The sequence below is a fragment of the Flavobacterium aquatile LMG 4008 = ATCC 11947 genome (assembly GCF_000757385.1).
Classification (GTDB): domain Bacteria; phylum Bacteroidota; class Bacteroidia; order Flavobacteriales; family Flavobacteriaceae; genus Flavobacterium; species Flavobacterium aquatile.
In genome coordinates this window covers 359,971-385,727 of record NZ_JRHH01000001.1, presented here as the reverse complement: position 1 = coordinate 385,727, position 25,757 = coordinate 359,971, and the positions used below count along the sequence as shown (strand labels likewise).

23 protein-coding genes are annotated in these 25,757 nt (G+C 33.3%); 10 read left to right on the top strand and 13 right to left on the bottom strand.

Annotated elements, in window-relative coordinates; genetic code table 11:
- Positions 1–27 precede the first annotated feature (27 nt).
- The gene (locus LG45_RS01700) at positions 28–1,389 is read right to left on the bottom strand and encodes a pyridoxal-phosphate dependent enzyme (RefSeq protein ID WP_035123799.1); all 1,362 of its coding nucleotides are present in this window, start codon (positions 1,387–1,389) and stop codon (positions 28–30) included.
- Between LG45_RS01700 and LG45_RS01695 the strand changes: the two genes are divergently transcribed.
- Complete coding sequence (locus LG45_RS01695) at positions 1,390–1,701, top strand: hypothetical protein (protein WP_035123796.1); 312 nt, start codon at positions 1,390–1,392, stop codon at positions 1,699–1,701. It begins immediately after the preceding gene.
- On the opposite strand, the gene LG45_RS01690 is transcribed toward LG45_RS01695, so the two are convergent.
- From LG45_RS01690 to LG45_RS01670, 5 genes are all read right to left on the bottom strand, one after another.
- On the bottom strand, positions 1,661–3,607 hold the full coding sequence (locus tag LG45_RS01690) for a putative porin (RefSeq protein ID WP_307725771.1): 1,947 nt from the start codon (positions 3,605–3,607) through the stop codon (positions 1,661–1,663). The two genes, LG45_RS01695 and LG45_RS01690, sit on opposite strands and share 41 nt — an antisense overlap.
- Before the next feature lie 86 nt (positions 3,608–3,693).
- Positions 3,694–4,752 (bottom strand): hypothetical protein, encoded by a 1,059-nt coding sequence (locus tag LG45_RS01685; RefSeq protein ID WP_035123793.1) that lies wholly within the window; start codon positions 4,750–4,752, stop codon positions 3,694–3,696.
- Positions 4,753–4,765: 13 nt separating this feature from the next.
- Positions 4,766–5,545: a hypothetical protein gene (locus LG45_RS01680; protein ID WP_035123791.1), complete on the bottom strand. Its 780-nt coding sequence runs from the start codon at positions 5,543–5,545 to the stop codon at positions 4,766–4,768.
- Between the two features lie 16 nt (positions 5,546–5,561).
- Entirely contained in the window at positions 5,562–7,058 is a 1,497-nt protein-coding gene (locus tag LG45_RS01675; RefSeq protein WP_035123789.1) for a SusD/RagB family nutrient-binding outer membrane lipoprotein, read from the bottom strand.
- Between the two features lie 11 nt (positions 7,059–7,069).
- On the bottom strand, positions 7,070–10,171 hold the full coding sequence (locus tag LG45_RS01670; protein ID WP_052087441.1) for a SusC/RagA family TonB-linked outer membrane protein: 3,102 nt from the start codon (positions 10,169–10,171) through the stop codon (positions 7,070–7,072).
- Positions 10,172–10,369: 198 nt separating this feature from the next.
- Between LG45_RS01670 and LG45_RS01665 the strand changes: the two genes are divergently transcribed.
- Positions 10,370–10,972 (top strand): ribonuclease HII, encoded by a 603-nt coding sequence (locus tag LG45_RS01665; RefSeq protein WP_035123787.1) that lies wholly within the window; start codon positions 10,370–10,372, stop codon positions 10,970–10,972.
- A 4-nt stretch (positions 10,973–10,976) separates the two neighbouring features.
- Here the strand turns inward: LG45_RS01665 and lipB are convergent, their stop codons facing one another.
- Together lipB and LG45_RS01655 are read right to left on the bottom strand one after the other, a co-directional pair.
- On the bottom strand, positions 10,977–11,672 hold the full coding sequence (gene lipB / locus LG45_RS01660) for a lipoyl(octanoyl) transferase LipB (protein WP_035123786.1): 696 nt from the start codon (positions 11,670–11,672) through the stop codon (positions 10,977–10,979).
- 109 nt (positions 11,673–11,781) lie between these two features.
- Positions 11,782–12,519, bottom strand: coding sequence for a hypothetical protein (locus LG45_RS01655; protein ID WP_052087440.1), 738 nt, complete (start codon positions 12,517–12,519; stop codon positions 11,782–11,784).
- Positions 12,520–12,796: 277 nt separating this feature from the next.
- On the opposite strand from LG45_RS01655, the gene lysS reads away from it, so the two are divergent.
- From lysS to LG45_RS01625, 6 genes are all read left to right on the top strand, one after another.
- Positions 12,797–14,494 carry a lysine--tRNA ligase gene (gene lysS / locus LG45_RS01650; RefSeq protein ID WP_035123785.1) on the top strand — a complete coding sequence of 566 codons (1,698 nt, stop codon included), beginning with the start codon at positions 12,797–12,799 and terminating at the stop codon, positions 14,492–14,494.
- A 287-nt stretch (positions 14,495–14,781) separates the two neighbouring features.
- Complete coding sequence (locus tag LG45_RS01645) at positions 14,782–15,138, top strand: hypothetical protein (protein ID WP_035123784.1); 357 nt, start codon at positions 14,782–14,784, stop codon at positions 15,136–15,138.
- A 201-nt stretch (positions 15,139–15,339) separates the two neighbouring features.
- Positions 15,340–15,849 (top strand): hypothetical protein, encoded by a 510-nt coding sequence (locus LG45_RS01640; RefSeq protein WP_052087439.1) that lies wholly within the window; start codon positions 15,340–15,342, stop codon positions 15,847–15,849.
- Between the two features lie 518 nt (positions 15,850–16,367).
- Positions 16,368–16,973, top strand: coding sequence for a hypothetical protein (locus LG45_RS01635; RefSeq protein ID WP_035123782.1), 606 nt, complete (start codon positions 16,368–16,370; stop codon positions 16,971–16,973).
- 1 nt (position 16,974) lies between these two features.
- The gene (locus LG45_RS01630; RefSeq protein ID WP_035123780.1) at positions 16,975–17,976 is read left to right on the top strand and encodes a DUF262 domain-containing protein; all 1,002 of its coding nucleotides are present in this window, start codon (positions 16,975–16,977) and stop codon (positions 17,974–17,976) included.
- Between the two features lie 167 nt (positions 17,977–18,143).
- Positions 18,144–19,841 carry a hypothetical protein gene (locus tag LG45_RS01625; RefSeq protein ID WP_035123777.1) on the top strand — a complete coding sequence of 566 codons (1,698 nt, stop codon included), beginning with the start codon at positions 18,144–18,146 and terminating at the stop codon, positions 19,839–19,841.
- A gap of 77 nt (positions 19,842–19,918) precedes the next feature.
- Here LG45_RS01625 and LG45_RS01620 read toward each other — a convergent pair whose 3' ends face one another.
- From LG45_RS01620 to LG45_RS01605, 4 genes are all read right to left on the bottom strand, one after another.
- Complete coding sequence (locus LG45_RS01620; RefSeq protein WP_035124258.1) at positions 19,919–20,884, bottom strand: transporter; 966 nt, start codon at positions 20,882–20,884, stop codon at positions 19,919–19,921.
- Between the two features lies 1 nt (position 20,885).
- A complete protein-coding gene (locus tag LG45_RS01615; protein WP_035123775.1) occupies positions 20,886–21,923 on the bottom strand; it encodes a cytochrome-c peroxidase in 1,038 nt (345 codons plus the stop codon).
- A 163-nt stretch (positions 21,924–22,086) separates the two neighbouring features.
- Positions 22,087–22,887, bottom strand: a complete 801-nt coding sequence (locus LG45_RS01610; RefSeq protein ID WP_035123773.1) for an MbnP family protein — start codon at positions 22,885–22,887, stop codon at positions 22,087–22,089.
- A gap of 156 nt (positions 22,888–23,043) precedes the next feature.
- Positions 23,044–23,421: a hypothetical protein gene (locus tag LG45_RS01605; protein WP_240471794.1), complete on the bottom strand. Its 378-nt coding sequence runs from the start codon at positions 23,419–23,421 to the stop codon at positions 23,044–23,046.
- 127 nt (positions 23,422–23,548) lie between these two features.
- Between LG45_RS01605 and LG45_RS01600 the strand changes: the two genes are divergently transcribed.
- Entirely contained in the window at positions 23,549–24,001 is a 453-nt protein-coding gene (locus LG45_RS01600; protein ID WP_035123771.1) for a hypothetical protein, read from the top strand.
- A 63-nt stretch (positions 24,002–24,064) separates the two neighbouring features.
- Positions 24,065–24,409 carry a hypothetical protein gene (locus LG45_RS01595; RefSeq protein ID WP_035123769.1) on the top strand — a complete coding sequence of 115 codons (345 nt, stop codon included), beginning with the start codon at positions 24,065–24,067 and terminating at the stop codon, positions 24,407–24,409.
- Positions 24,410–24,462: 53 nt separating this feature from the next.
- On the opposite strand, the gene hemL is transcribed toward LG45_RS01595, so the two are convergent.
- Positions 24,463–25,749: a glutamate-1-semialdehyde 2,1-aminomutase gene (gene hemL, locus LG45_RS01590; RefSeq protein WP_035123767.1), complete on the bottom strand. Its 1,287-nt coding sequence runs from the start codon at positions 25,747–25,749 to the stop codon at positions 24,463–24,465.
- Between the last annotated feature and the right edge of the window lie 8 nt (positions 25,750–25,757).

The window sequence follows — 25,757 nt, the reverse complement described above, 5'->3', positions numbered from 1 at the left end:
CCTACAACTTTCATTGTAGGTTTTCAATTATTTTATCGAACCAATGATATCGTATTTTGTGATGATATGATGCTTTCCGTTTCCTAAATCTACTAGAACAGCTTGATTGTCTTTTGTAAATAATTTAGAAACTTCTTCAATTGGTGTTCCTAATTTTACAATTGGATACGGTTTTCCCATAACTTCTTTAATAGGCTTTTCGGCTACATCTTTATCCGATACGTAACTTTGAAACAAATCGGATTCGTCTACAGAACCTACAAATCCTGTGATATCAATTACTGGAATTTGAGAAATTTTATATTTACGCATTCTTTCGATAGCGTGTGAAACCAATTCTTCTGTACGAACAATAACCAATGACTTATCGATGTGATCTTTAATTACATCTTCTGCTTTTGTGATTTCTTCGTCTAAGAAACCGCGTTCACGCATCCAATCGTCGTTGAACATTTTACCAACGTAACGACTTCCCGAATCATGAAATAAAACTACAACCACATCATCTTTTGTGAAATGTTCTTTTAACTGGTGTAAACCTTTAACGCAAGAACCAGCAGAATTTCCAACAAATATTCCTTCTTCTAATGCAATTTTACGTGTGTAAACGGCAGCATCTTTATCTGTTACTTTTGTGAATCCGTCAATTAGAGAGAAATCTACGTTCTTTGGAAGAATATCTTCACCAATTCCTTCTGTGATGTAAGAATAAATTTCGTTTTCGTCAAAAATTCCTGTTTCGTGGTATTTTTTAAAAACTGAACCATACGTGTCAATTCCCCAAATCTTTATGTTTGGATTTTTCTCTTTTAGGTATTTTCCGATACCAGAAATAGTTCCGCCTGTTCCTACTCCAACTACAAAATGGGTAATTTTTCCGTCGGTTTGTTCCCAAATTTCTGGTCCCGTTTGTTCGTAATGAGCTTGAGCATTGGATGGATTATCGTATTGATTTACGTACCAAGAATTTGGAATTTCTGTTCCTAATCTTTTAGAAACTGAATAATACGAACGTTCATCGGTTGGTTCTACATCGGTTGGACAAACTATAACTTTTGCACCAACGGCACGCAGAATGTCCATTTTTTCTTTGGATTGTTTGTCGGTGATTACAAAAATACATTTGTATCCTTTTACAATTGCTGCAAGAGCTAACCCCATTCCGGTATTCCCAGAGGTTCCTTCTATTATTGTTCCACCTGGTTTTAAACGTCCATCGGCTTCTGCATCTTCTACCATTTTAAGTGCCATTCTGTCTTTGGTAGAATTTCCTGGATTAAAAGTTTCTACTTTTGCAAGGACTAATGCATCGATTCCTTCGACAACTTTGTTTAGTTTTACTAATGGTGTATTGCCAATAGTTCCTAATATATTTTCTGAATAATTCATATGCTGAAATTTTATTTTTTAGCGGTAACAGATGAGATTGCTTTTTTAATCGTTGATGTTTGCTTACGTAAACTTGTTTTTAATAGCGATTTCATAATTATAAATTGCGATTGCAAAGGTATTGATAATAAAATGGTTTTACAACACCTTGATTTTAGAGAAAATGGAATACTGCCTAACCCTGATTGTAATGGAAAGCTTCCGATTTTTATCGGAACTTGGAATGGAAAGCAGGAAAATGGTTTAGAAAAAGGTACTATTGATTACGTTTCTACTGAAAGAAATTCCAAACTAGACCGAATCGAACCATGAAGTCGCGGTATGGTGTATTTGGTGCTGAGTAAAATTTGCTACCTGTAAAACCAGAGTTGAAATGTTCTGCTTTTACAAAAATTCTAGTTTGACGAATTCTTGCATTTACAAAGAAATCTAACATTGGGAAATTACCGTTTTCAGCACTATTTTGAGTGAAAAACTCACCTAAAACTGGGCTGTAATCATCCATGTAATATTTAGAAAAATAGTTTAGAGTAACACCCGTTTGAAGATACAATGCTTTTTTGAAGAAATAATCTGTGAAGTAAATTGTATTTCTTGTTACGATTTGTGGCACGTTTAGAATATTATCTTCTTGAGATACGTTTTGGTAAAGAATTGTATTGTCTAGAGCAATTTTTTTATACTTAATTTCTTTGCTTACTTTGAACGATAGGTAACTTATAGAATTACTATGTTGTTTTGGTGACACTAGTTGAACATTATAGGAAGCATCGTCGTCTGAAAAATAGAGATAATCATTGAGAGTTGTGAATTCGGCTGAAGCAGTTAGCCATTGTGTGTTGGCAATTACTTCTAATTTATTTATTTTTTCATTATCAAAATTATTCTTCCAATTGTATTTTTCATAACTACTTTGGTGAAGTATAAAGTTATGATTTGGAATTCGGCTTATGTTTTGATATTGGAATGAGAAATTGTTTTTATCATTTAGTTTAAAATTTAAATTGGCATCAATTGTAGAAAATGTTTGGTCTGAAATTGCTTTACTTAATAGAAATTTACCTTTCCAATTGTTTTTTTGGTAGGTATATTGACCGCCAAGCGCATTTATACGCTCTGACAATTGATTTGGAATAATACCATCTTCAAGAATCAAAATTTTGTCGTATTTATATACATACTTAAAGTCTTCAACAAAAAATTGAAATTGACCAAGTGTTTTATTTTCATAGGTTACACCAAGTTTATTGTACAATCTTTGATAGCGTGTTTGGTCATTAATATTACTAACGACATAGGAATTTCCGAAACGATAAACTGGGACTTCATCAATAATTGTTGCTATTGTTGCTTGATTGTATTCAAAAAATTTATTTTCTAAATTAAACTGATGATTTATGTATAAATTGTTTTCCGATTCTTTAGGATTTATTCTAAAATTATGATCTATAAATAGTCTTTTCCCTTTTAGAAATGATTTTGCATCAGCTAAAAAAACTTGAAGACGCGCCCGGTTTTTAAAATCCTGGTCGTCACTTTCGAAATTTTCTAATGAAACTATACCTCCATTCTCACCATTTAATATATCTTGTCCTGTGAAATGTGCATTGACTAAGTAACGCTTATTGGAAGTAAAATAACTAGTTGTAAACCTAAAATTTCCGATACTAGATAATTGATTTATGTATTTACCCAATGACCTAAGTCCTCGATAAGCAATTGAGAAATTAAATCTTTCTGAAGTATTAGCAGTAATTAATGCATCAACACTTTGACCTTGTTCCATAACTGTTTTAAAATAAAGTTCAGTTAAAGGAGTTGCTACAGAGTAATAATTAATATCTTCAAGTTGCAAATACCCAAATTGCTTTGATTTGAAACCAAAATCAGGATAGGGATTGTACTGATTTAATCCAAAAAATAGTTTATTGTAAGTTTGACCTTCATTAGCAAATTGCTGAAGACCAAAAATATCTTTTCGTAGATAATTATATTTATATTCACTTTGAATAGTTAGTGAAGTATCTACATAAGTTGTATCTCTTTCTAAATTATAAATTTTATATTGTTCTTGCTTCGCCTTAGGCGCTACTAATGGCGGCATTGCTAAACTTGTTTTAGTAGAATCTTGCTTCACTAAACCAGAATCTACCTCTTGAGCAAAAGATAAAAAAGAAATCAGAAAAAAAATAAAAAATAAATAAACCTTCATTTTCATAATTGAATGTTGGCAAATGTATACAGAAAAATTCAATAAAAAAAGGGCTACAATAATGTAGCCCTTTAATACTTAAGAAAAAAAGATTAAGAATTGAAACCTTTTATTTTTTTCTTATTTAAATTATTTTTTGCTTTTAAGCTTTTGAACGCCTTATTGACTTTAGAATGTTTTCCAGAAGCAATAGCAGTATTATCATTTAATAATGTAAATACACCATTGTTAACATTTACTGTAACCACATAATATAATTGTGCAGTAGCTGTTGGATTTGGCAAAGTATTCGAATCTATAGCATAGGCAGGATCTTGTGTGAATGTTCCATCTAAAGAAGCACTTCCACCTCTAAGATAATGAACCTTAACAGGAATACTGAAAGCAGGAGTTATACCGGCAGATGACAAACCATTATCATCATAAAGATTCTGATAAATTTTATAATTACCATTAGGATAATCAGCTAAATTCATAGTGAAAGTTTCTGGACAATCACCAGTTGCAGCAGCAGCATCTGTTTGAGTAATAAGTGGATTTAAAGATGCACCATCATAAATGTAAAAATCGTTGTCATAAGCAATATCACATAAAGTAAAAGTAGAACCCCCAAAATCAAATGATTGATCCCAATCAAAAGTTAATTGTAATTCGTCTTGAACACCATTAGCAATAGCAACATCAAACAAACGAGAAGACTCTGCTAAATTACCATTGTGATTACCAGCCATTGTTAATCTAAAACTTACATTTTCAGTAACTTCTGGCAAATCATCTAAAATAGTAGATATTGAGAAAGTGTAAGAAGTTGTATTAGCTGGAAATTGAACAAGATAACCTTGAATTCCGTTCCAAGGATCTGAACCAAAAACAGTTTCTGGTACATTAACTGTAAAATCATCAATAGCAACAGCAGTGTTACCTGAAAGAACCTCTAAATTGAAATCTAGAGAAGTTCTGTATGGTTTATCTGCAACCATAGTAACTAACACATCTCCACCTTCAGTAACTGAATAAGAAGTAGCGCTGATAGTGACATTTGGTCTATCTGAAACAGTGCTAGCATAATTTTCATCATCTTTAATACATGACGTTAAAGACAAAAATGCAGCAAAAGCAGTAAAAAGTTTTATATAATTATTTTTTTTCATAATATAATATTTGTTATTGTTTAATCAATGTCCAAGTTCTATTTGTATAGCCTGCAACACCATCAATAGTAAGAACGAATCTTAAATTTCCATTTGGTTGAACAATACCAGTTCCGCTCATAGGGTTTGAATCTTGGAAATCCCATCCAGTTGGGCTTAAAGCACCACAAACGTCAACAAAATCGAACGAATAGACACCAGTACCCCAACCAGGAGTTGAGTTAGAATGATAATTACCTGAAGTAGTTTCTTCAACTGTAAACACAGCTACAGTACCAGAAGAGTAAGTAATTGTGTACTCACCAGCTAAATTTGAGAAACATAAACCAGTTAAAGTAATAGTCATTTTCTTGAAATTACTAGCAACTACTACTTCATCTTCAGTAACAATTGTAGTAATGTTCACAACAATAGTTTTAGAGTTAGCCTCACCAGTTTCTAAATTTCCAGTATTAATTAAAAAAGGAATAGAAGTAGACGTAATACCGCTTGGTAAAACTACACTGTTGGTAGTATTTACTAAATCATACTCATCGCCTGCAACAGCAGTTGATGTAGGATCAATTTCATAAGAAACTGTAACATCAGAACCTATTGGCGCACCTTCTTGACCACCAATAAAAATAACTGGAACATTCAACGGCACTACATCACCAGTAGCTACATAACTCTGATTAAGAGAAGTTCTTGGAAAACCAACTACATAAGTTGAATTACCAGCATTTTCTGTATTGTCATCAGTACAAGAGACAAAAGAAAGCGATAAAACAAATAATAAAAATAATTTTTTCATAATTTCTTTTTTTTAATTAAGGAACATCCCAGAATGCACCTTGAGTGAATATTTGACTTAATGTTACATTTGGTACATTAGCTGTATTACCAGTTAACTCAGATGTAGGATATAATAATCTTTTAGGTAAGCTTGGGAAATTTGCAACAGTTGAAACTCCAGTTGCTGGGAAACCAGTTCTAGTAAATTCAATAAAAGACTCTAAACCATTAATACCATTTAAAGCAACCCATTTTTGAGTCATAATAGCCTGTAATTTATTAGTACTTGCATCCCAACCTAATCCATTTACAGAATTACTATTAGCAATGTAAGATGCTCCACTAGCAGGAACTCCTAACAAATCAAATGAAGCTTGAATACCGCTTTCAAACAAAGCCTTAGCATCACCAGCTAGAGAACCTCTCCAAACTGCCTCAGACTGCAAGAAATAGCTTTCAGAAGCTGTCATTAAATAACCATCTTGATCTGGACCAACAAGTAAACCATTACCTAATCTAGATATTGCTGGTGGAGCAATAGGCGCCTCAACACCCTGAACGTTACCTACATAAGTACTACCTGAAACTGGAGCATAAATTTTAGAAATTCTAACATCAGGAATTGTATTAGGCAAATTACCACTTAAAAAGTCAATAGCATGCTTAGTAGCTACAACAACTTGAGCTGAAGTACCAGGATTACCTGCAGCATCTAAACCATAAGTAAAATAAAATGGATTGATTTGGTCATTACTTGCATTACTATAACCAGGATTAACCGTTACGTCTTCTGTAATAAAAGTAGCAGAAGCCAACTCAGCATATTTAGAAGCTAAATAAGTAGCAGACTCAGCATTAGTAGCTGCATAACCAGATTCTCTGATTAATAATCTTAATTTAATAGTATTAGCAAATTTAACCCAACCTGTCATATCACCAGCAAAAACTGGATCCTCAGCACCAACAGCTATAGTGTTAGCGTTTGCAGAAGAGTTTTCAATTAAAGCAATAGCTTCATCTAATTGAGTGTATAAATTTCTGTATACAGACAAATCATCATCATAAGCTGGAGTTAAGATACCTTTAACGTGAGCCTCAGAATAAGGAATATCACCATAAATATCAACTAAATGTTGAAAATAAAAGGTCTTCATAATTTTCGCAATTGCTTTATGATTATCATAATCAGCAGAATCGTAATTAATTATGTTTTGCAAGTTAACTGTTAACAAAAAGTAGTTATCCCAAATAGGGTTGTAAAAATTGTTTCCAATTTGCAGTGAAAATTCAGTAGCATAAGCTCCTGTAATTTGATTCACATTACCTGTCCAATTGTTCATCCAAATGTTACCTAATTGATTTGAATTTAACGTAAATGTACGATATGGTCTAGTAATAGCAGCAGACAAACCTAATTTTGGATTAACAAGATTTGAAGTAGGATTGTTGGGACTATCATTTATATCTAAATAATTGTCACATGAATAAAATGTTGCTAAAAAAACAACAAGTATGTATTTTATTTTTTTCATTTTATATTTTATTAAAAGGTTAAATTAAGACTAAATCCAACACTTCTTGTACTTGGGTATTGCCCTCTGTATTGAAAGCCTTGACCATTACCTGATGTTACAGAAGCCTCTGGATCAGCATAACCACGATTTTCTTTTGGCAATACCATGAACGGATTTCTAGCATTAACACCAATGGTTAATGATTCTAACATTGTACTATCAAGCAATTCTTTAGAAAATGAATAGCTTAAAGCAATTTCTCTTACTTTAAATGCAGTCGCATCAAGAATGAAATTCTCTGCAGCTTCAGTAAAGTTGGTATTATTATAATTTAAGTAACTTGAATAAGATGTACCACCTGTAACAACACTGGTATTAGCAATGTAAGAACCTGGATTAGCTGGATCTTCAATAGCAGAATTAGGGAAAACAAAACCTGTTCTTCCTCCTTGAGCTGATTCAACTAAATATCCAAAAGTAGATAATCTGTACATCGTTTCTGAATAAAATTCTCCACCTTTTCTGTAGTCAAATACAGCAGCTAAACGAATTCCTTTGTACTCAAACGAAGTATTATAATTCAAAACATAATCAGGATTAGCAGTCCCTAATTTTACAAAGTCATTTGTAAGTAATGGTAAACCTGAACTAGCATCTACAATAACTCTACCTTGATCATCTCTTTGGTAAGCGATACCTTTAATTAAAGGAAATTGCTCGCCTTCTTCAGCAAAAATATCTACATTATATGCGGCAGCAGTTCCAAATCCTTTATCAATTGAAACTGAAGAAGCTTGATCAGAAACTTTGATAACCATCATTTTACTACTAGAATAACCTAATCTGTTCGTCCATTTAAACCCTTTGTAATCAATTGGTGTAAATCCTAAATCAATCTCAAAACCTTTAGTTTCAGATTCACCAACGTTAATTCTAGAACCCGAAACTCCAGAAGCAGAAGAAGTACTAATCCTAGTAATTAAATCTGTATTACTTGTGATATATGCAGCAGCATCTATAGTTAATCTATTTTTAAAAAAACCTAAATTAATACCCGCTTCTCTAGTTGTAAAAAACTCTGGCCTGATATTTGGATCTGTATTGCTTTGAACTTGAAGATAAGAACCAACTCCATTAAAAGGATAACCTGCCGTTGAAGCATATAGCGAATTAATATCGTATGGAGCAATATCACTTGTTCTACCAACTTTAGTATAATTTACATAAGCCTTAGCGTAATAAAATGTATCACTTTTTAAACCCTCAAATGCATCTGTTGGTACAAATGACAAACCAGCACTTGGATAGAAGAAATTATTATTATTTTCATTTAAATTTGAAGTCCAGTCATTTCTTCCTGTTAAGTTTAAGAACAAAAAGTTTTTGTAAGCTAAATCTACTTGACCAAAATAAGAATACTTTCTTAATCTATTATTAAAATTAAAAGTAGTACCCCCAAACGTTGGTAAACCAGTTAAAAAGCCAATATTATACAAACCATCAATAGCTAAATTATTACCACCAACACCAACTTGAGTATTAATAACATCTTGTACGTTATTACCTAAGTTAGCTTTCAAGTTAAGATTATCTGTTAAATCATAATTAAAGTTGAAAAGTAAATCAGCATACAAAGCTTTTCTAGTGTTATTAAATGTAGAGAATGAAGACGAAACACTGTTATCATACAAAACAGTATCAGGGTAAGCATTATTATAAGCATTTGTAAACGACAGACCACTTCTATTGGTAATATTAATGTTTGCATTGTACGACACATTAATGTTCTTGTTAATGTCATATTGAAGCCTAGCAATACCATTGAAAATATCTGTAGTATTATCATCTCTAATATTTTCTAAAACCCAGTATGGATTGTTAGTATATACCGACCAATGACCTGCATTTCCTGAATTAGCAAATTCTTTAATAGGAATATTTGTAGCAGTTTGTAATAAATCATCATACAATAATGAACCAGCAGCTGAAGTTTCAATATTAGTATAACCTACGTTACCATCAAATGAAATTTTACCAACTTTTTTACCTGCTTTAAATAAGAAACTTTTTTTATCATATGTATCTCCATCAACAACGAAATCTCTAGCTTGTTTTTCAGCAGTTAGAGAAATGTATCCATCATTTGAACCAGAACTTAAAGAAACTCTGTTTTGAGAAAACACACCAGTTTTGAAAAAGTCTTTAATATTATCACTTCCTCTAGATGAATAAGGAGCCATAACGTAACTTCCGTCAGCTTGAGGAAGTCCAACAGCAACCATAGTACCATCAAATTCAGCACCCCAAGCACCATTTTCATAAGAAACATTTTGACCATTCCAACCTTGACCATATCTAGTTTGTCTAGTTGGCAAGAAAGCAATATCTTCAAAATCTATTGATGAAGATACAGATACTTTCATTTTCTCATTACCAGAACCTCTTTTAGTTGTTACAATGATAACACCACTCGCACCATCAGAACCATAAAGAGCCGAACCTTGAGCACCTTTCATAGTGTTAACACTTTCAATACTTCCTGGATCTAAACTTGAAAAAGCTGTTGCAGTAGAAATAACACCATCAATAACAATCAAAGCTGTATTAGTCCCAGTAATAGATTTGTTATTTCTAATTACAATTCTTGTAGTTGGATTAACACCACTATTAGTTGTGCTAATCTGCAACCCAGAAACTTTACCAATCAACGACTGAACCGCATTTGGGTTAGCTGCTTGGGTCAGCTCTTGAGCCTTAACAACCTGATTAGAAGAGGTAATTGCTCCTGGCTTCTTAGTAATACCTAAACTTGTTACCACAACCTCGTCTAACAATTTAGCATCAGGAGCTAATGTTGCATTGATTGTGTTAGAAGCACCAACAACAACTGACTTATCAGCCAATCCTACGAAAGAGAACACTAAAGTCTCTCCTACTTTTGTCTTGATAGAATACTTACCATCAACATCTGTTGATACTCCATTTGTTGTACCTTTTACAACAACGTTAGCACCTGGCAATGTCCCACTTGCGTCTGACACCACACCTGATACAGTTTTCTCTTGTGCAAACGAAAACTGCATTGATAACGCTACTAATAGCGTAAAAATCCATTTGAACTTCGATCTCATATTAAATTTATTTGAGTTAGTTATTCCGCAAACTTCTTAATAATTTCTTAAATAAACAAATAATACTTCGGAATATTTTTATTTATTTATGTTAATTTTATTTACGTAATACTAACGATGTGGTTACAATACACTCATTAGATGCAGAATTATGCAATAGGTTGCGTTTATTTTTATATTTTTATCAAAATTAATTTTATGTTAAATTTAAAGTTTTCCAACGAAACTATTGAGTGTGGTACTGACGAGGCTGGACGCGGTTGCTTGGCCGGACCAGTTACAGCTGCAGCCATTATATTGCCTGATGATTTTGAATTACATCTTCTCAATGACTCGAAGCAATTGACCGAAAAAGTTAGAGAAAAATTGAAACCAATTATTGAAGAAAAATCAATTTCTTTTGCAGTTACGCATTTGGAACCTCTAATTATTGATAAAATCAATATTTTAAACGCATCAATAAAAGCGATGCAGGAAAGTATTCTTAAATTAAATCCTAAACCATTATATATTATTGTGGATGGAAATCGATTTAAGCCTGTTGAAGATATTCCCTATAGCACAATTGTTAAAGGTGACTCCAAATACATGAGTATTGCAGCAGCATCTGTATTAGCTAAAACTTATAGAGATGAATATATGAATAAAATTCATGAAGAATTCCCGATGTACAATTGGAAACAGAATAAAGGTTATCCAACCAAAGAACATCGCGAAGCAATAAGAAAATATGGCACGACCAAATACCACCGAATGAGTTTTAGATTATTACCAGAACAGTTAAAACTAACTTTAGAATAATAAATTAAATAAATGAAGCTTCAAATTGTTGTGAAAAATGTTTTAAGATTTTTTCTTTAATTTCATATTCATCAATTGTTCTACCTAATTCTGCGTGAAGTGAAGTAACTGCTTTACCTTTAATACCACAAGGAATGATGTTATCAAAATAACCTAAGTCGGCGTTAACGTTTAGTGCAAATCCGTGCATGGTAACCCAACGACTTGCTCGAACTCCCATAGCACAAATTTTTCTGGCAAATGGCGTTCCTACTCCTAGCCAAACACCGGTCTCGCCTTCGCTTCTTGTACCTATTATATTGTATTCGGCTAAAGTTAAAATGATGACTTCTTCTAGAAATCGCAAATACTTGTGAATATCGGTGAAGAAATTTTCTAAATCTAGAATTGGATAACCTACAATTTGTCCTGGTCCGTGATACGTAATATCTCCGCCTCGATTTATTTTATAGAAAGTTGCTCCTTTTGCTTCTAATTGTTTTTCAGATAACAACAAATTGGAAATATCACCACTTTTACCCAAAGTATAAACATGCGGATGTTCTACAAAAAGAAAATAATTGGGAGTTTCATCATTTTTCTCTTCTCTCCTATTTTGGATTTTCACCTCTACAATTTCCTTGAATAATTGTTCCTGATAATCCCAAGTATCTTTGTAATCTTTATTTCCTAAATCTTGAAGTTTGATTTTCTTATTCATGGCACAAAGTTACAAAGTTTTCTACAGATGTTCTATTTTGAATTTCTACAAATAAAAAAAGCAACATCTATTTTACTAAATGTTGCTCTGTATATTTAATAGGTGTAAATTATTTTTCGAATTCTACTTCAAAATTTAATTTGTCTGGATTTTCCATGTATTCACTAAATGGATATTCAATGGTAACCGATTTTCTGTCTTCACTAAAAAGTGCTGTTGAATTGGAAACCTTTTTTACTCTTTTAGGGAAATGGTATTTTATAACATAAGTCGACGATTCAAATATCATTTTGTAGGCTTCTGCCGAATCGTTTTCTACTTCGAGAATTTCCTTTTTTAATACGGTGGCTTTTCTTGTGAATTTTTTACCGTCGTAAGTGTATTTCAAATCAGAATTATTACTTCCTATTCCGCCAGCAGCTAAAAGTGGATTATCGGCATCTTTAGAAGAACCTTTTGCTTGATTCATCGTTGCCAAAGCGTCTTGTAAATCACCAACATTTTTAAAATCGGTGAACATGCTAAATATAAACTGTTTATCGGTAGGATCCATTTTGGTTCTAACCGAAAAATTTTCTAGTTTCTTTAAACGGTCTTGATCTGCTTTTGGAAGTTTGGAAATACTATCGCTTTTTCCAGCAAATAAATCTTTGAAAGAAAAAGTAGTATCGACTGCTTTCTGAGTTTTGATTGAGTCTTCTGGAATCATAGCCATTAATCCCGAACCGTCCATGTCGATGGAGAATTTCCCTGTTCCGTCTTCGTTTAAATAAATGTTTTCTGTGAAGGTGCAACTTGTTAACGTTATAGCAAACAAAAGCACTACTAAATAGTTACTATATTTCATAATTGGGTGGTTGATTAGTCTACAAATATATAAAAATAAATTACTTTTTAGCCCTGATGGTAGTGGCATCCTTTTTCTTTATTTTCAAAGAAAAAGATAGAACGGACAGCAGGAAAACGGATTACAAAAACGCCCAAGCCATTCGCTCCTTATAAAAAAAGTGTTCAGTATTCAGTAGCAGTTTGCAGTTAGACTGATACCCAACAAACTTTTAAACTATAAACTTTTAAACTTTTAAACTAATACCTATCTTTGCACGCTTAAATACAAAACTACTATGCAACTTTCGGAACAAGAAATCATTAGACGAGAAAAACTTAACGGTTTACGCGAACTTGGAATTAACCCTTATCCTGCAGATTTATATCCTGTGAAGGACACTTCTAAACAGGTGAAGGAAAATTTTGAAGACGGTAAAAAGGTGGTTCTTGCTGGTAGATTGATGAGTGTTCGCGACCAAGGAAAAGCATGTTTTGCAGAGTTGCAAGACAGTGAAGGCAGAATGCAGTTGTATTTTAACCGAGATGTAATTTGCGAGGGCGAAGATAAAACGCTTTACAATCAGGTTTTTAAAAAACTGACTGATTTAGGTGATTTTATTGGAGTTGAAGGCGAACTTTTTACTACTAAAGTGGGTGCTCAATGTGTAATGGTTAAAAATTTTACTTTTCTAAGTAAAACACTTCGACCTTTGCCTCTACCAAAAGTAGATGAAGAAGGAAAAGTACACGATGCTTTTAATGACGCCGAATTGCGATACAGAATGCGTTATGTGGATTTGGTAGTTAACCCAAATGTGAAAGAAGTTTTTGTAAAAAGAACCAAACTTTTTTCTGCCATGCGAAATTTCTTTAACGACGCTGGATATATGGAGGTTGAAACTCCAATTTTGCAAGCCATTCCTGGTGGTGCTGCGGCACGACCATTTATTTCGCACCACAATGCTTTGGATATTCCTTTGTATTTGAGAATTGCGAATGAATTGTACTTAAAACGATTGATTGTTGGTGGATTTGACGGTGTTTATGAATTCTCGAAAAACTTTAGAAATGAAGGAATGGACAGAACGCATAATCCTGAATTTACCGCAATGGAAATATATGTAGCGTACAAAGACTACAACTGGATGATGGAGTTTACCGAAAACCTATTGGAACATTGTGCCAATGCCGTAAACGGTACTACAGACGCGACTTTTGGCGAACATAAAGTAAGTTTTAAAGCGCCTTATGCAAGAGTTACAATGACCGATGCAATTAAAAACTTTACAGGATTTGATATTTCGGGTAAAACGGAAGCAGAACTTTTTGAAGCAGCAAAATCAATGGGAATTGAAGTTGATGCGACCATGGGTAAAGGAAAATTAATTGATGAGATTTTTGGAGCTAAATGTGAAGGGAATTTTATTCAGCCAACGTTTATAACTGATTATCCTAAGGAGATGTCGCCGTTGTGTAAATCACACAGAGATAATCCTGAATTGACAGAGCGTTTTGAGTTGATGGTTTGCGGTAAAGAAATTGCCAATGCCTACTCAGAATTGAATGACCCAATTGATCAACGCGAACGATTTGAAGCTCAAATGGCACTTTCTGAAAAAGGTGATGATGAAGCTAACGGAATTATAGATGAAGACTTCTTGAGAGCTTTAGAATACGGAATGCCACCAACATCTGGATTGGGAATTGGAATGGATAGATTAATCATGTTCTTGACCAATAATCCTTCTATTCAAGAGGTGTTGTTTTTCCCTCAAATGCGTCCAGAGAAAAAGCAAATCGAATTGACGGAAGATGAAAAATGGATTATCGAAATCTTGAAAGCAAATGAAGGAATTTCGATTGGTGATTTAAAAGAGAAATCGGCTTTAAGTGGCAAAAAATGGGATGCTGCAAGCAAAGGCATTAGCAAACACGGATTGATGAAAGTAGTGGTTAATGGCGATGCTAAAATTGTAGAATATTTAGGAAAGTAAAACGCTTCTCTAAAGAAACTAATTTATCGATATAAGTTAAAATCCGTTTGGTAATTCAAACGGATTTTTTTGTGATCTATATTTAACCACAGTATTTGAGAAATAATTGGTTTGTAATTAATTATACTGGTTGGTTTTGATATATTTGTTTTAGCAAACTTTCAGCTGTACTTATTTAGATAGTGAGATAGGCGAAAGTTTGTTTCTCTTACAAACAAGTTAGCCGCAAGTTTACGATACGAGATAGACTCAAAAAACACTTTTAAAAAGAAAAACAATAAATAATAATGTGTAAAAATTGTTTCGACAAACAGTATTATGGTTTTCCTTCACAAACTGAATTTGAATATTTTGAGGATATTTTAGACTTAAAATGTAAGTCAGAAAAAATTAACATACTGGAATCAAAAAACGAGATTGAAATCGGGTTAATTGATTATAGAATGTATTATCAATGTAATACTTGTAAAGAAAAGTTTGTAATGTCAATTCCAGATAATGCATGGAGAGGATATTTCTTGACAGAGAAAAAAGCAATTGAATATCATGAGAAAATAAAAATATCAGACAAAAAGAAACGAAATGGATGTTTAGTCATCATATTTCTAATAGTAATATTCACAATTTACTCAATTGTAAAATAAAACCTACTGCTAACACCCATTTCTCACAATAACAAGTTTCATAAAAAACAATCCCACCTAAAAGAAATCCGTTTGGTAATTCAAACGGATTTCTTTGTTAAATACAGTTCTACACGCTTGTAGAATGTTTACTACAAGCGTTTTAGCTATTAATTAATTACATAAATTAGTGTTTTTATTAATTAATTTAAAATTTTTTTTATGCCCTTTACCAATTTTGACAGCAGGCATTTTTCTGTAGCAGAAAAAACTGCATTGAACACAGCAGTAACATCAGTAGAGACTGCATTAGCACCAAAACTTGCTAATTTATCGCCCGAAGAACGCCAACAATATGGAAGCGTTAACGAGCAAAACAAACTTATTATTAACAAGGTTAAAGACTACCGCGACAGTCAACCTACCTTAAGTAGTCCTGATGTAGATTGGGTAGAATTTACAAACGATCACGACACCCGTACCTTTTTGCAAACTACCATTCAACGATTGCAAAGTTTGATTGATGGTCTATCAAATGCAAAAATTCTCCATGACTGGGATAATTATCAGGCGGCATTAACCGACTATGATTTTGCTAAGTACAAACTTAGCAACAATGCTATTGGTTATCAAACGAAGGTTGCCGAATTGGCACAATTTTTCACAGGCGGAGCAACTACAACACCTGCCGCTAAGGCAAAAACCACTCCAGAAGCTCCTGCTACAGAATAGCAAGTTGTATTTCTAGAAAAAACGGAACCCTGAAAGTGCTGCTTTCGGGGTTTTTTATTTAAAATAGTCAATAACCCCATTTACCACGTTATGCAACGTGGTTAACCACGTTATACAACCCCATTTACCACGTTGGTGAACGTGGTCTACCACGTCCTGAAGTGCGTTTACCACGTTGGGTGACGTGGTCTACCACGTCCTGAACCCCATTTACCACGTTGTATGACGTGGTCAACCACGTTACGAACCCCATTTACCACGTTGTAGGACGTGGTCAACCACGTTACCAACGTCATCTACCACGTTGGGTAACGTGGTAAACGGAGTCTAGGACGTGGTCAACCACGGTATTTGAGAAATAATTGGTTTGTAATTAATTATATTGGTTGGTTTTGATATATTTGTTAAAGTAAACTTTTGCCCATACATATTTAGATGGTGTTACAGACGAGAGTTTGTTGCGAGTATATATAAGTTACCGGCAAGGCTAAAACAAGACAAACAACAAATAAATTAATATGACATTAGAAAATTTCAGAGAATTTATAATTGAATCCGATGACTCAGAAAAACAACTTTTGTTCATCCAGAAATTTTTATTTCATGGAATACCTACTGTTTTTAAGGACAGAGAAGATGATTATTTTGAATTCCGAAATCGAATTGCAAATAAATTTGGTGTTGGCTTTCATGAGGTTTTTATAGTAGGTTCAGCTAAACTTGGTTTTAGCTATTACAAAGGGACTGAATTTGATTACGATTCTGATATTGATGTTGTTATAGTTAATGAAAAATTATTTGAAGAATTTTATTTCAAGATTACAGAATATCAATATCAACTTGACAGGCAATACAAAACTGTTGATCTTAAAGAATTGAAAGTTTACAATGACTTTTTAAGATATTTGGTAAAAGGATGGATGCGACCTGACAAATTACCAACATCATTTCAAGTTAATTTACTTAAATCAGAATGGTTTGATTTTTTTGAATCAATTTCATATGACCGTTCTGAAGTTGGAAATTACAAGGTCGCAGCAGGACTTTTTAAAAACTACGAATACTTGGAAAAATATTATACAAGAAGTATAGAAGACGTATATAACTCATTAACAAAAAACTGATATGGCAAGACAAATTCCATCAAGTCCGAGTAATAAAAAAATAAGCGAACTTTATAAGCGAATTAAAGAGAACACACTTGTGTTACAGCCTGACTTTCAAAGAAAATTTGTTTGGACACCTGGACATAAAGAAGCATTTATAGATACAATTCTTAAAGGGTTACCTTTTCCAGAAATATATACTGCACAATCTGGTATAGACATTGAGAAAATTGAAACACAGGAAGTCGTTGTTGATGGTCAACAAAGATTAAGTACATTAGTTCAATATATTGAAGAACCTGAAGGTTCAAAAATTTTCGGAAAAGTTGTTCCTAAATTCAAAGATTTAGGAACAGATAGCCAAAAAGAATTCCTAAATTACAATGTAGTAATTCGCGACCTTGAGGACATTTCACCAGACTTGATTCGAGAAATATTTAAGAGAATAAATCAAACAAAATTCAACCTTGAACAAGTTGAAATTCAAAATGCAGTTTATGATGGTGAATTCATATCAACCGCAAAAGAAATTCTAAATTCTGTTGAAAATGAACACATACCTATTTTCAGTGAATCAGAAATGTCAAGAATGTCAGATTTACATTTTATACTTTCGATTATGTCAACACTTGAGATAGGCGGATATTTTACAAGAGATTCTGAAATAGAAAAAATGATTGCTTTGAACAATGACAATTTCCCTAACAAAGAACTTGCATTAAATAAAATAGTATCAGTTTTGAAAGGCATTAAATCAATGAATCTTGAACCCGATTCAATTTGGTATAGAAAATCTAATTTTTTCACACTCGTAATCGAACTATCTAAACTTGAAAACATAGATTACGAAATTATCAAACCAAAGCTTTTGGTCCTTGAAACAAATGTAATAGCAAACAAATACGCTCCTCGTGAAGATAATGAATTTGCTACTTATTATGGTTATATGTATACAGGTACAAATAGCAGACAAGCAAGGGTTGTAAGGTCAGAAATTTTTAACAGAAACATATTACAATAAATACGAAGCGCAGCCGGTATCAAGCATCTATCAAGATTGCGGATTATGTAATAAATTTAAGTACATTTTGGAAGAATATATATATTTGATAGAAAATAATCGTTTTTAAAGCTCGCAACCTCACCAAGCCGCCGAAACGTTATTGGCAACCTTTACAATACCATCACATGAAATTACATAAACTGAAAGGACAATATCTTATCTGCAAGGGTGAAAAGTATGTTGAGAAAAAATTTAGAACAGCCTTATCCAAATTAATCGTAGAAAAGTTTGGAAAAGGTCCATTTGATGAAACCCAGATACGCGAAATTCTCACCTTAAGTATCGATTATTATATCAAAGAATTTAATTCAATTTGCCACAGCGAAACTTCAGTTAGATTTTACCAAGACATATTCACATTTCATGAGGAAATAACAGAATTTGTATATAAATATAATAACGAAAAATTATCTGGAGAAATTGATTGGGCATATATTGCAGGTTATAGGAGAATTTTAAAATTCATACTTGAAGCCGGATGTGATATAAAAATGTTGAATGGTGAAATAAAAAATGAAGTTTACATAAAAAGAGTTACCCCAAAAATAGATGAACTTCTATTTCTTGGAGAAATGATTTTGACATGTGTTAGTTTGTATGCAGAGCAGTCAATGATTGAGGATGTAGCGGAGGTTAAGTTTGATGAAAACGACGAATATACTTTTAGTCGTCGGCACCATTACGAATTCATTTTCGACGACATTACACGAGAATTAGATGGTCAGTTTACTAAGACCGTTGTTGACGATAATGATTTAGCTGGATTAACTGATTTAAAAAAGGCAATTGAAGAATGTTTCAGCATTAAGTATGATGAAGTTGGAGGATTAATTGCCAGAATACATGAGCAACTAAAACCTCAAGGAGGTCAAATAGTTGGCGTTGGCTGGAAAACTCTACCAATTAATCTTAATCATTTTTGTAAAGTTCCAATCGAAATTGCAGAGCAATTTTTTAGAGGACTTACACTTGACAGGACAAACAAGATGACATTATTGGATTTAGCTTGTAGGCCTTATAATCTTAATCGATACATTTACAAACCTATAATTATTTGGAACATTAACGATGAAGATTATGCTCTTTTCGGTAAAAATGCTTGGGCGGAAACATTCATACAACTTTCATCAAACGCGATACCTTGGGGAAAAGCTCCAAAAGAATGGCTTGAAAACAAATGCTTCAAAAAATACGTGCATCGAAAAGAAGATGCACATGACAAATGGTTAGATGATGAAGTTGAAAAACGTTTAAAAAATAATAAATTACTTTACGATAGAAATGTAAAAAAGATTAATTATGATGAAACATTTTTTAATATTGATGTTCAAGGTTTAGGAGAAATAGATTTCATAATCATCTCTCCTAACACCAAAACTGTCTTTATCACTGACTGCAAACATCTGATAGGTCGATATGATACGGTTAATCAAAAAAATGATTTCAACGTTTTTTCTAAAGGATCAAAAAATACAAAATCATATAATGAAACTATTAGTCGGAAAGTAAAATGGTTTGACGAAAACAAAGAAAAATTGAACGATCATTTTAACAAAAAGTATCCATTATCTAATACAGACATTAGAGATTATAAAATTGAGGGAATATTTATTATTAATACTCCGACGTTATACATGTATAACTCGGAATACAGGATTTACACAGTTTCACAAATTGAAGACGTATTAAATGGTAAGTTTATAGATAAAACATTTACTTTACTACAAGATGAAGGTGAAAATCAAAAGCTTATAACCATAAAATACCCATATTTTAAAAAACCAACCTATATAATGTATGATCCATTTGAAGAAATTGAGTAACCAAGGCAACCACTTACAAAGTACTGCACTTAAAAAAACAAAAAAGGATTCGACCAAAAATCGAATCCTTTCTTTATTTATAAAGCATAATTAAAATTTACGCTCCATCGGTACTTGGCATCTACATTGCCGCCCGAGAGATTTTGGTTAATGGGTAGCATGGCATTGGCTCCAAAGGAGAATTTGTCTTTGCCTATTTCAAAGCCTATTTTGCCCATGAAGATATCGCCAGAGGTTTTACGAACGCGTTGGTTGTATTGGTAATTACTGTCGTACACTTCACCTGCAAAACCTACTTGTGGTACGATAGAAAACTTAGCCGTTTCGTGTAAATAAAACAAGGTGGACGCATAATTAAACTGGTTCCCAAAGCGGTAGTTCTTTTGGTTTTCGGTTTTAATGACGTAATTGAGTATAGAATTTAGTCCGAATTTCTTTCTTTTTATGATGTATTCTGTTGCTAGTAGATAATCTAAACTTCCGGTGCCTACTTGGTAACTTGGGTTGACGCTTCCGTTATTGGCTTCGTCAAATTTCCCTATCGGAATTTTAAATCCGCCACCAACTTGCAAGGTATGTACCAAAACAGTACTGTCTTTGTGGGTTTGATACAATTGGTACATCGCCAAAACTGTGATATCACCCAAACCACTGATGTTTTGCTTACCTGTTGGCGTTTCTCGGTTGTGAAAATGATACGGAACCAATGCCGAAACTTGTATTTTCTTAGTCAAAGGGATTCGTGCCCAAACCTGAATGGTATTGAAATTTTCTTTGTTCCAAGGCGAATTGCTGTACAATCCATCAGTACTTCTATAAACCTGATTGAAGTAGCGAACGCCCACAAAATTGGAGTTTAGCATAGAGGCAAAACCCATGCTTCCGCCACTTGCCGAGCAGCCACAAGCATCGCAATCATCAACTAAAGTGGTGTTTTCAAATACATTGTAGTAGTTTTTGAAATTAAAATTAGGAACAGAATCTTTTACCGATGCGTTTGCCCATTGAAACGCTATGGTAAAAAGTAATAGATATTTTTTCATGTTAATATTCGGCATATTTTGGATTGGTTAAAAACTCATTATCCGTTAATGTTTTTAAAAAAGCGATCAATTTTGATTTTTCTGAAGCAGATAAAGGAATTCCTAAAGCACCAGAGTTGTTCAAACTTGCATCTAAAGTTGAAGAATTTACAACACCAGACGAATAGTGATTTAAAACGGCTTCGAGTGTAAAAAATCGTCCGTCGTGCATGTATGGTGCCGTTTTTTCGATATTTCGTAAACTCGGAACTTTAAACTTGTATACATCTTGCTCTAATTCTGTAACGCGGTATCTACCAATGTCGTTGACCGCAGGATTTACAGGTAAGCCATTATTCCTATACGAGTTATCTGTAAAAATATCGGTAGCGTGGCACGAAGCGCATTTGTCGTTGAAAATTTCATAGCCTTCTAATTCGTTTGTAGATAAAGTTCCGCCTGGTTCGTTTCTTCTGTATTTATCAAATTTAGAATTACTTGAGGTTACCATAACCATAAATTGACCCAGCGCTTTTAGCATATTCTCTGAATTAATAGCGCCATCAGGAAAAGCTTGTTTAAAAAGTTTTCTATAGTTGGCGTCGCCTTTCATCATAATAATAGCGTCAGAAAAGTTACCGTTCATTTCAAGCGGACTCGAAAACGGAATTATAGGTTGTAAATCTAAATGCGTTGTAGCGCCATCCCACATAAAAGCGGTTTGAAAAGCCAAATTTTGAATTGGTGGTGTGTTTCTATTTCCCACATTGTTGTTAACACCATGACTTACAGTATGACCATGATGGGTAAAAGCATCTTCTTGTATATGGCAAAAACCGCAGGAAACAAGTCCGTCAGACGCTAATCGTCCGTCATAAAAAAGCTTTTTACCGAGTTCAAATCCTTTTTCGGTTAGTGGATTGTTGGCTAAATCATAGGCCAATGGCGGAAAATTACTTGGCACCTGAAAGTCAATTGGTATATTTTGATATTCTTGCTCATCGTCGTTGGAGCAACTCATCAAGAAAGGAAAAACGAGTAGTATCACTAAATATTTCATAGTTGCAGATAGTTTTTAGCCCTGATGGCAATGGAAAGCCCGGAATGGTGATGGCTTACAATTTTAGCAAGTACAAAGCGACCAACGGAAGCTCTTGTAGTTGCATAAAATTGTTGCCATCGCCATGAGGACTTGCAATGTACAGCAGGATTAGCTTCTAATATTAGTCGTTATGAACGTGATCAATTTCAAACATATTTGAAAGATTTGCAGTGATTAAAGGCAAATTGGCTCCACCCATAATCATGGCTCCCATTCCGCCCATGTTATTGTTAGAAAGATTTATTTTATTGGTACCGTCAATGATATGAGCAACGTCTGTCAAGATATGAACTTGCGGCGTGATGTTTGTTCGAACCAATGCGTTTTCGGGTAAATCTAAAGTAACTTCGGTGTAATTATAGGCAGTACCAGTTTGTCCAGTATGCACCATAAACGAAGTATCGGCAGCAACCGTTGGCGATGTAAATGTTCCTTCGAAAGCAACGAATTTGTAACCGGCACTCCATGACCACATCATTCCGGCGTCTTGTGCTGTGGCTAGAAAATTTCCTTGACCAGTGGCACCTAGATTGAATTGTTCTTGGTCTACACCAATTCCGAATTTAATTTTAGTGTAATTTCCTGCAGGAATATTTGCTAAATCTAATACCTGACTTGAAAGTGTAGCTTCGTCAACAATGAAATAGCTTTCGCTTTTTGGATAGGTAAAAGTTGTTCCGTCTGCGTTGGTAAGAACGATGTTGCTGATGATGTATTTTACTTGAGAAATCTTTAAATTTTCGGATTGTGAAGTAGTATTGATTTGGGTATCTAAAATTAAATTAGCGCCACCAAAAATATTGTCAAACTCTACTTTAAGATTGCCTTCACCGGTGATTTTAGTATCATCATCATTCGAACATGAAGTTAATGCGCATGCGATAGCCACTACAGCTAGTATATTTTTTAATTGAAATTTCATCTTTAAATTTATTAATTAATGTTTATAGAAATCTAGTTTGAAAATTGTTTTCAAACGATTTTGGATATAGAAATCCTGTCAATTCATTTTCTGAACTGAAAAAAAACGATGGTGAAACAATTTGATTCTGAGATTGCTTCGTACCTCGCAATGACATTAAGAAATAAAAGTGGGCGGATGAAAAGTGGTAGTAGTGTTTAAATAACAGTACAAATTAGTGTAGTTATTTGAAGTTTCATTTGAAGTAGAAACTGCAATTTTTGTGTCAACTAAGGAATTAATATCTTGATAAAATAAGACTTCAATTTCATGTTTAGAGTTGTCTTTTTTATCGGTAGAAAGCGGTTTTTCGTTTTCAGATTGTTTAGCTAGTTCTTTCATTAAGTGACATTTACCATTACACTGAAGTTGTGGTTTGGCTTTATTTTCGCAAAGAACATTGGCGATGTAATCGTAATTTATAATGTAATCTAAAACCGGAAGTATTGGTTTTAAAAACAGCGCAAGTGCTACTATGACTACGATTTTTTTCACAACGCAAAGGTACAACTGAAATTACATTTACAAAAGGAAAACACAATTTTAACTAAAGTTTTGTTAAGGATTAAACCTTTAAAGTTATTGCGCGTCTTATCTACATAACAATTAAAAAACAGAAATTATGAAAAACGTATTTTTAGCAATTGCATTAGTTTTAGGATTAACAACATTTGCACAAGAAGGAAAACCAGCAAGAGGCGAAAGAGAAAAATTAACTACTGAACAACAAGTAGAACTTCAAACAAAAAAGATGAAGTTAGAACTAGATTTGAATGACAAGCAAACTGCTGATATTAAAAAAATCGTTGAAAAGCAAGTAGCAAAAAGAGAAGCGAAACGTGCTGAAATGCAAGCTAAAAGAGAGAAAGGTGAAAAACCATCTAAGGACCAAATGTTTCAGATGAAAAGTGAAATGTTGGATGCTCAAATTGCACACAAAGCGGAAATGAAAAAAGTTTTAACTGCTGAGCAATACACTAAATGGGACACTAACCAATCGGAACGTAAGGAAGGCTTTTCAAAAAGAATGAAAAAAGGTAAAAGAGGAATGAAAAAAGAAGATATTCAGAAATAAATTTTGAATTTTCAAAAAAATAAATTAGTTTTGACTTCTATTTCACTTAAACCATAATAAATTATGAAAAAAATATTTTTTGCTCTTTCATTGATGTTAGCTTTCACAATCAATGCTAATGCACAAGAAAACAAATCAAATGCACAAGAAAATGCTAAAAAAGAAAGTTTAGAATTAGCACAAGTTGTAGGAATCAGCGGATCACAAGTAGTTGATTTTGAGCGTTTATTTGAAATGAAACATCAAACATTTGAAGTTAAAGATATCTCTTTAGAGAGAAAAACTGAAATGTCTAGAATTATTGATTTGAAAATCAGAGCTAGTCTTACTCCAGAGCAAATGGCAAAGTTGGAAGCGAATACTGAATTATACAATAAATTAGTAGGGAAGCAACCTGAGAAAAAATAATTAGAATATAGAATTAAAAAAAAGCTCCGATTTTAAATCGGAGCTTTTTTTATTTAGAAATCTTTTGTCACTTTTTTTATTGCGTTAATTGTAAAATCTAAATCTTCATAGGAAAGTGCATCTGTTATAAACCAGGTTTCATATGCCGATGGAGCAATGTAAACTCCTTCGTTTAATAAACCATGAAAGAATTTCTTGAAACTTTCATTATCGCCATTTTTTGCTGTTTGAAAGTCAATTACTGGCTCGGCATCAAAATGAACCGATATCATTGACCCTACTCTATTTACTGTAAAAACGACATTGTTATTGGTTAAAACTCTTCGAATACCTGCTTCTAAATAAGCTGTTTTATCTTCAAGTCTTTGAAAAATTTCAGCATCGTTATTTAAAGATTGTAACATTGATAATCCTGCAGCCATCGCCAATGGATTTCCAGATAATGTTCCAGCTTGATATACAGGACCAATTGGTGCTAAATAATTCATGATTTCGTTTCTAGCTGCGAAAGCTCCAACAGGCAAACCACCACCAATAACTTTTCCGAAACAAACAATATCGGCTTTGATGTTGTATAATTCTTGAACTCCACCTTTTGCTAGGCGAAATCCAGTCATTACTTCGTCAAAAATAAGCAAGGCGTTATTATCTGAACAAAGTTGTCTTAAACCTTCTAAAAATCCGTTTAATGGCGGAACGCAACCCATATTTCCGGCTACAGGTTCTACAATTATTGCAGCAATTTCATTTTTATTAGCTTCAAATAAAGCGCTTACACTTTCTAAATCATTGTAATTAGCTAACAACGTGTCTTTTGCAGTTCCTTGCGTTACACCAGGAGAATTTGGCACACCAAATGTGCTCAAACCGCTTCCAGCAGCAATTAAAAAAGAATCGGAATGACCGTGATAACAGCCTGAAAATTTAATTATTTTATCTCTTTTTGTAAAACCTCTTGCCAATCGGATAGCACTCATACAAGCTTCTGTTCCCGAATTTACAAATCTAATTTTGTCAATATTAGGAACCATTGAAATAGCTAACTCGGCAATTTTGGTTTCTAATTCTGTTGGCATTCCGAAAGAAGTTCCAAGTTGGGCTCTTTCAGTAATTGCATCAACAACTGGCTGATGGGCATGACCTAAAATCATTGGACCCCAAGAATTGATGTAATCTATCAACTTGTTTCCGTCTTCATCATAAAGGTAAGCACCTTTTGCTGATTTTACAAAAATTGGAGTTCCACCAACACCTTTAAACGCTCTAACTGGTGAATTTACTCCGCCAGGAATTACTTTTTCTGCATCAGCAAATAACTGACTGCTTCTTTGATATAACATTGAATTTA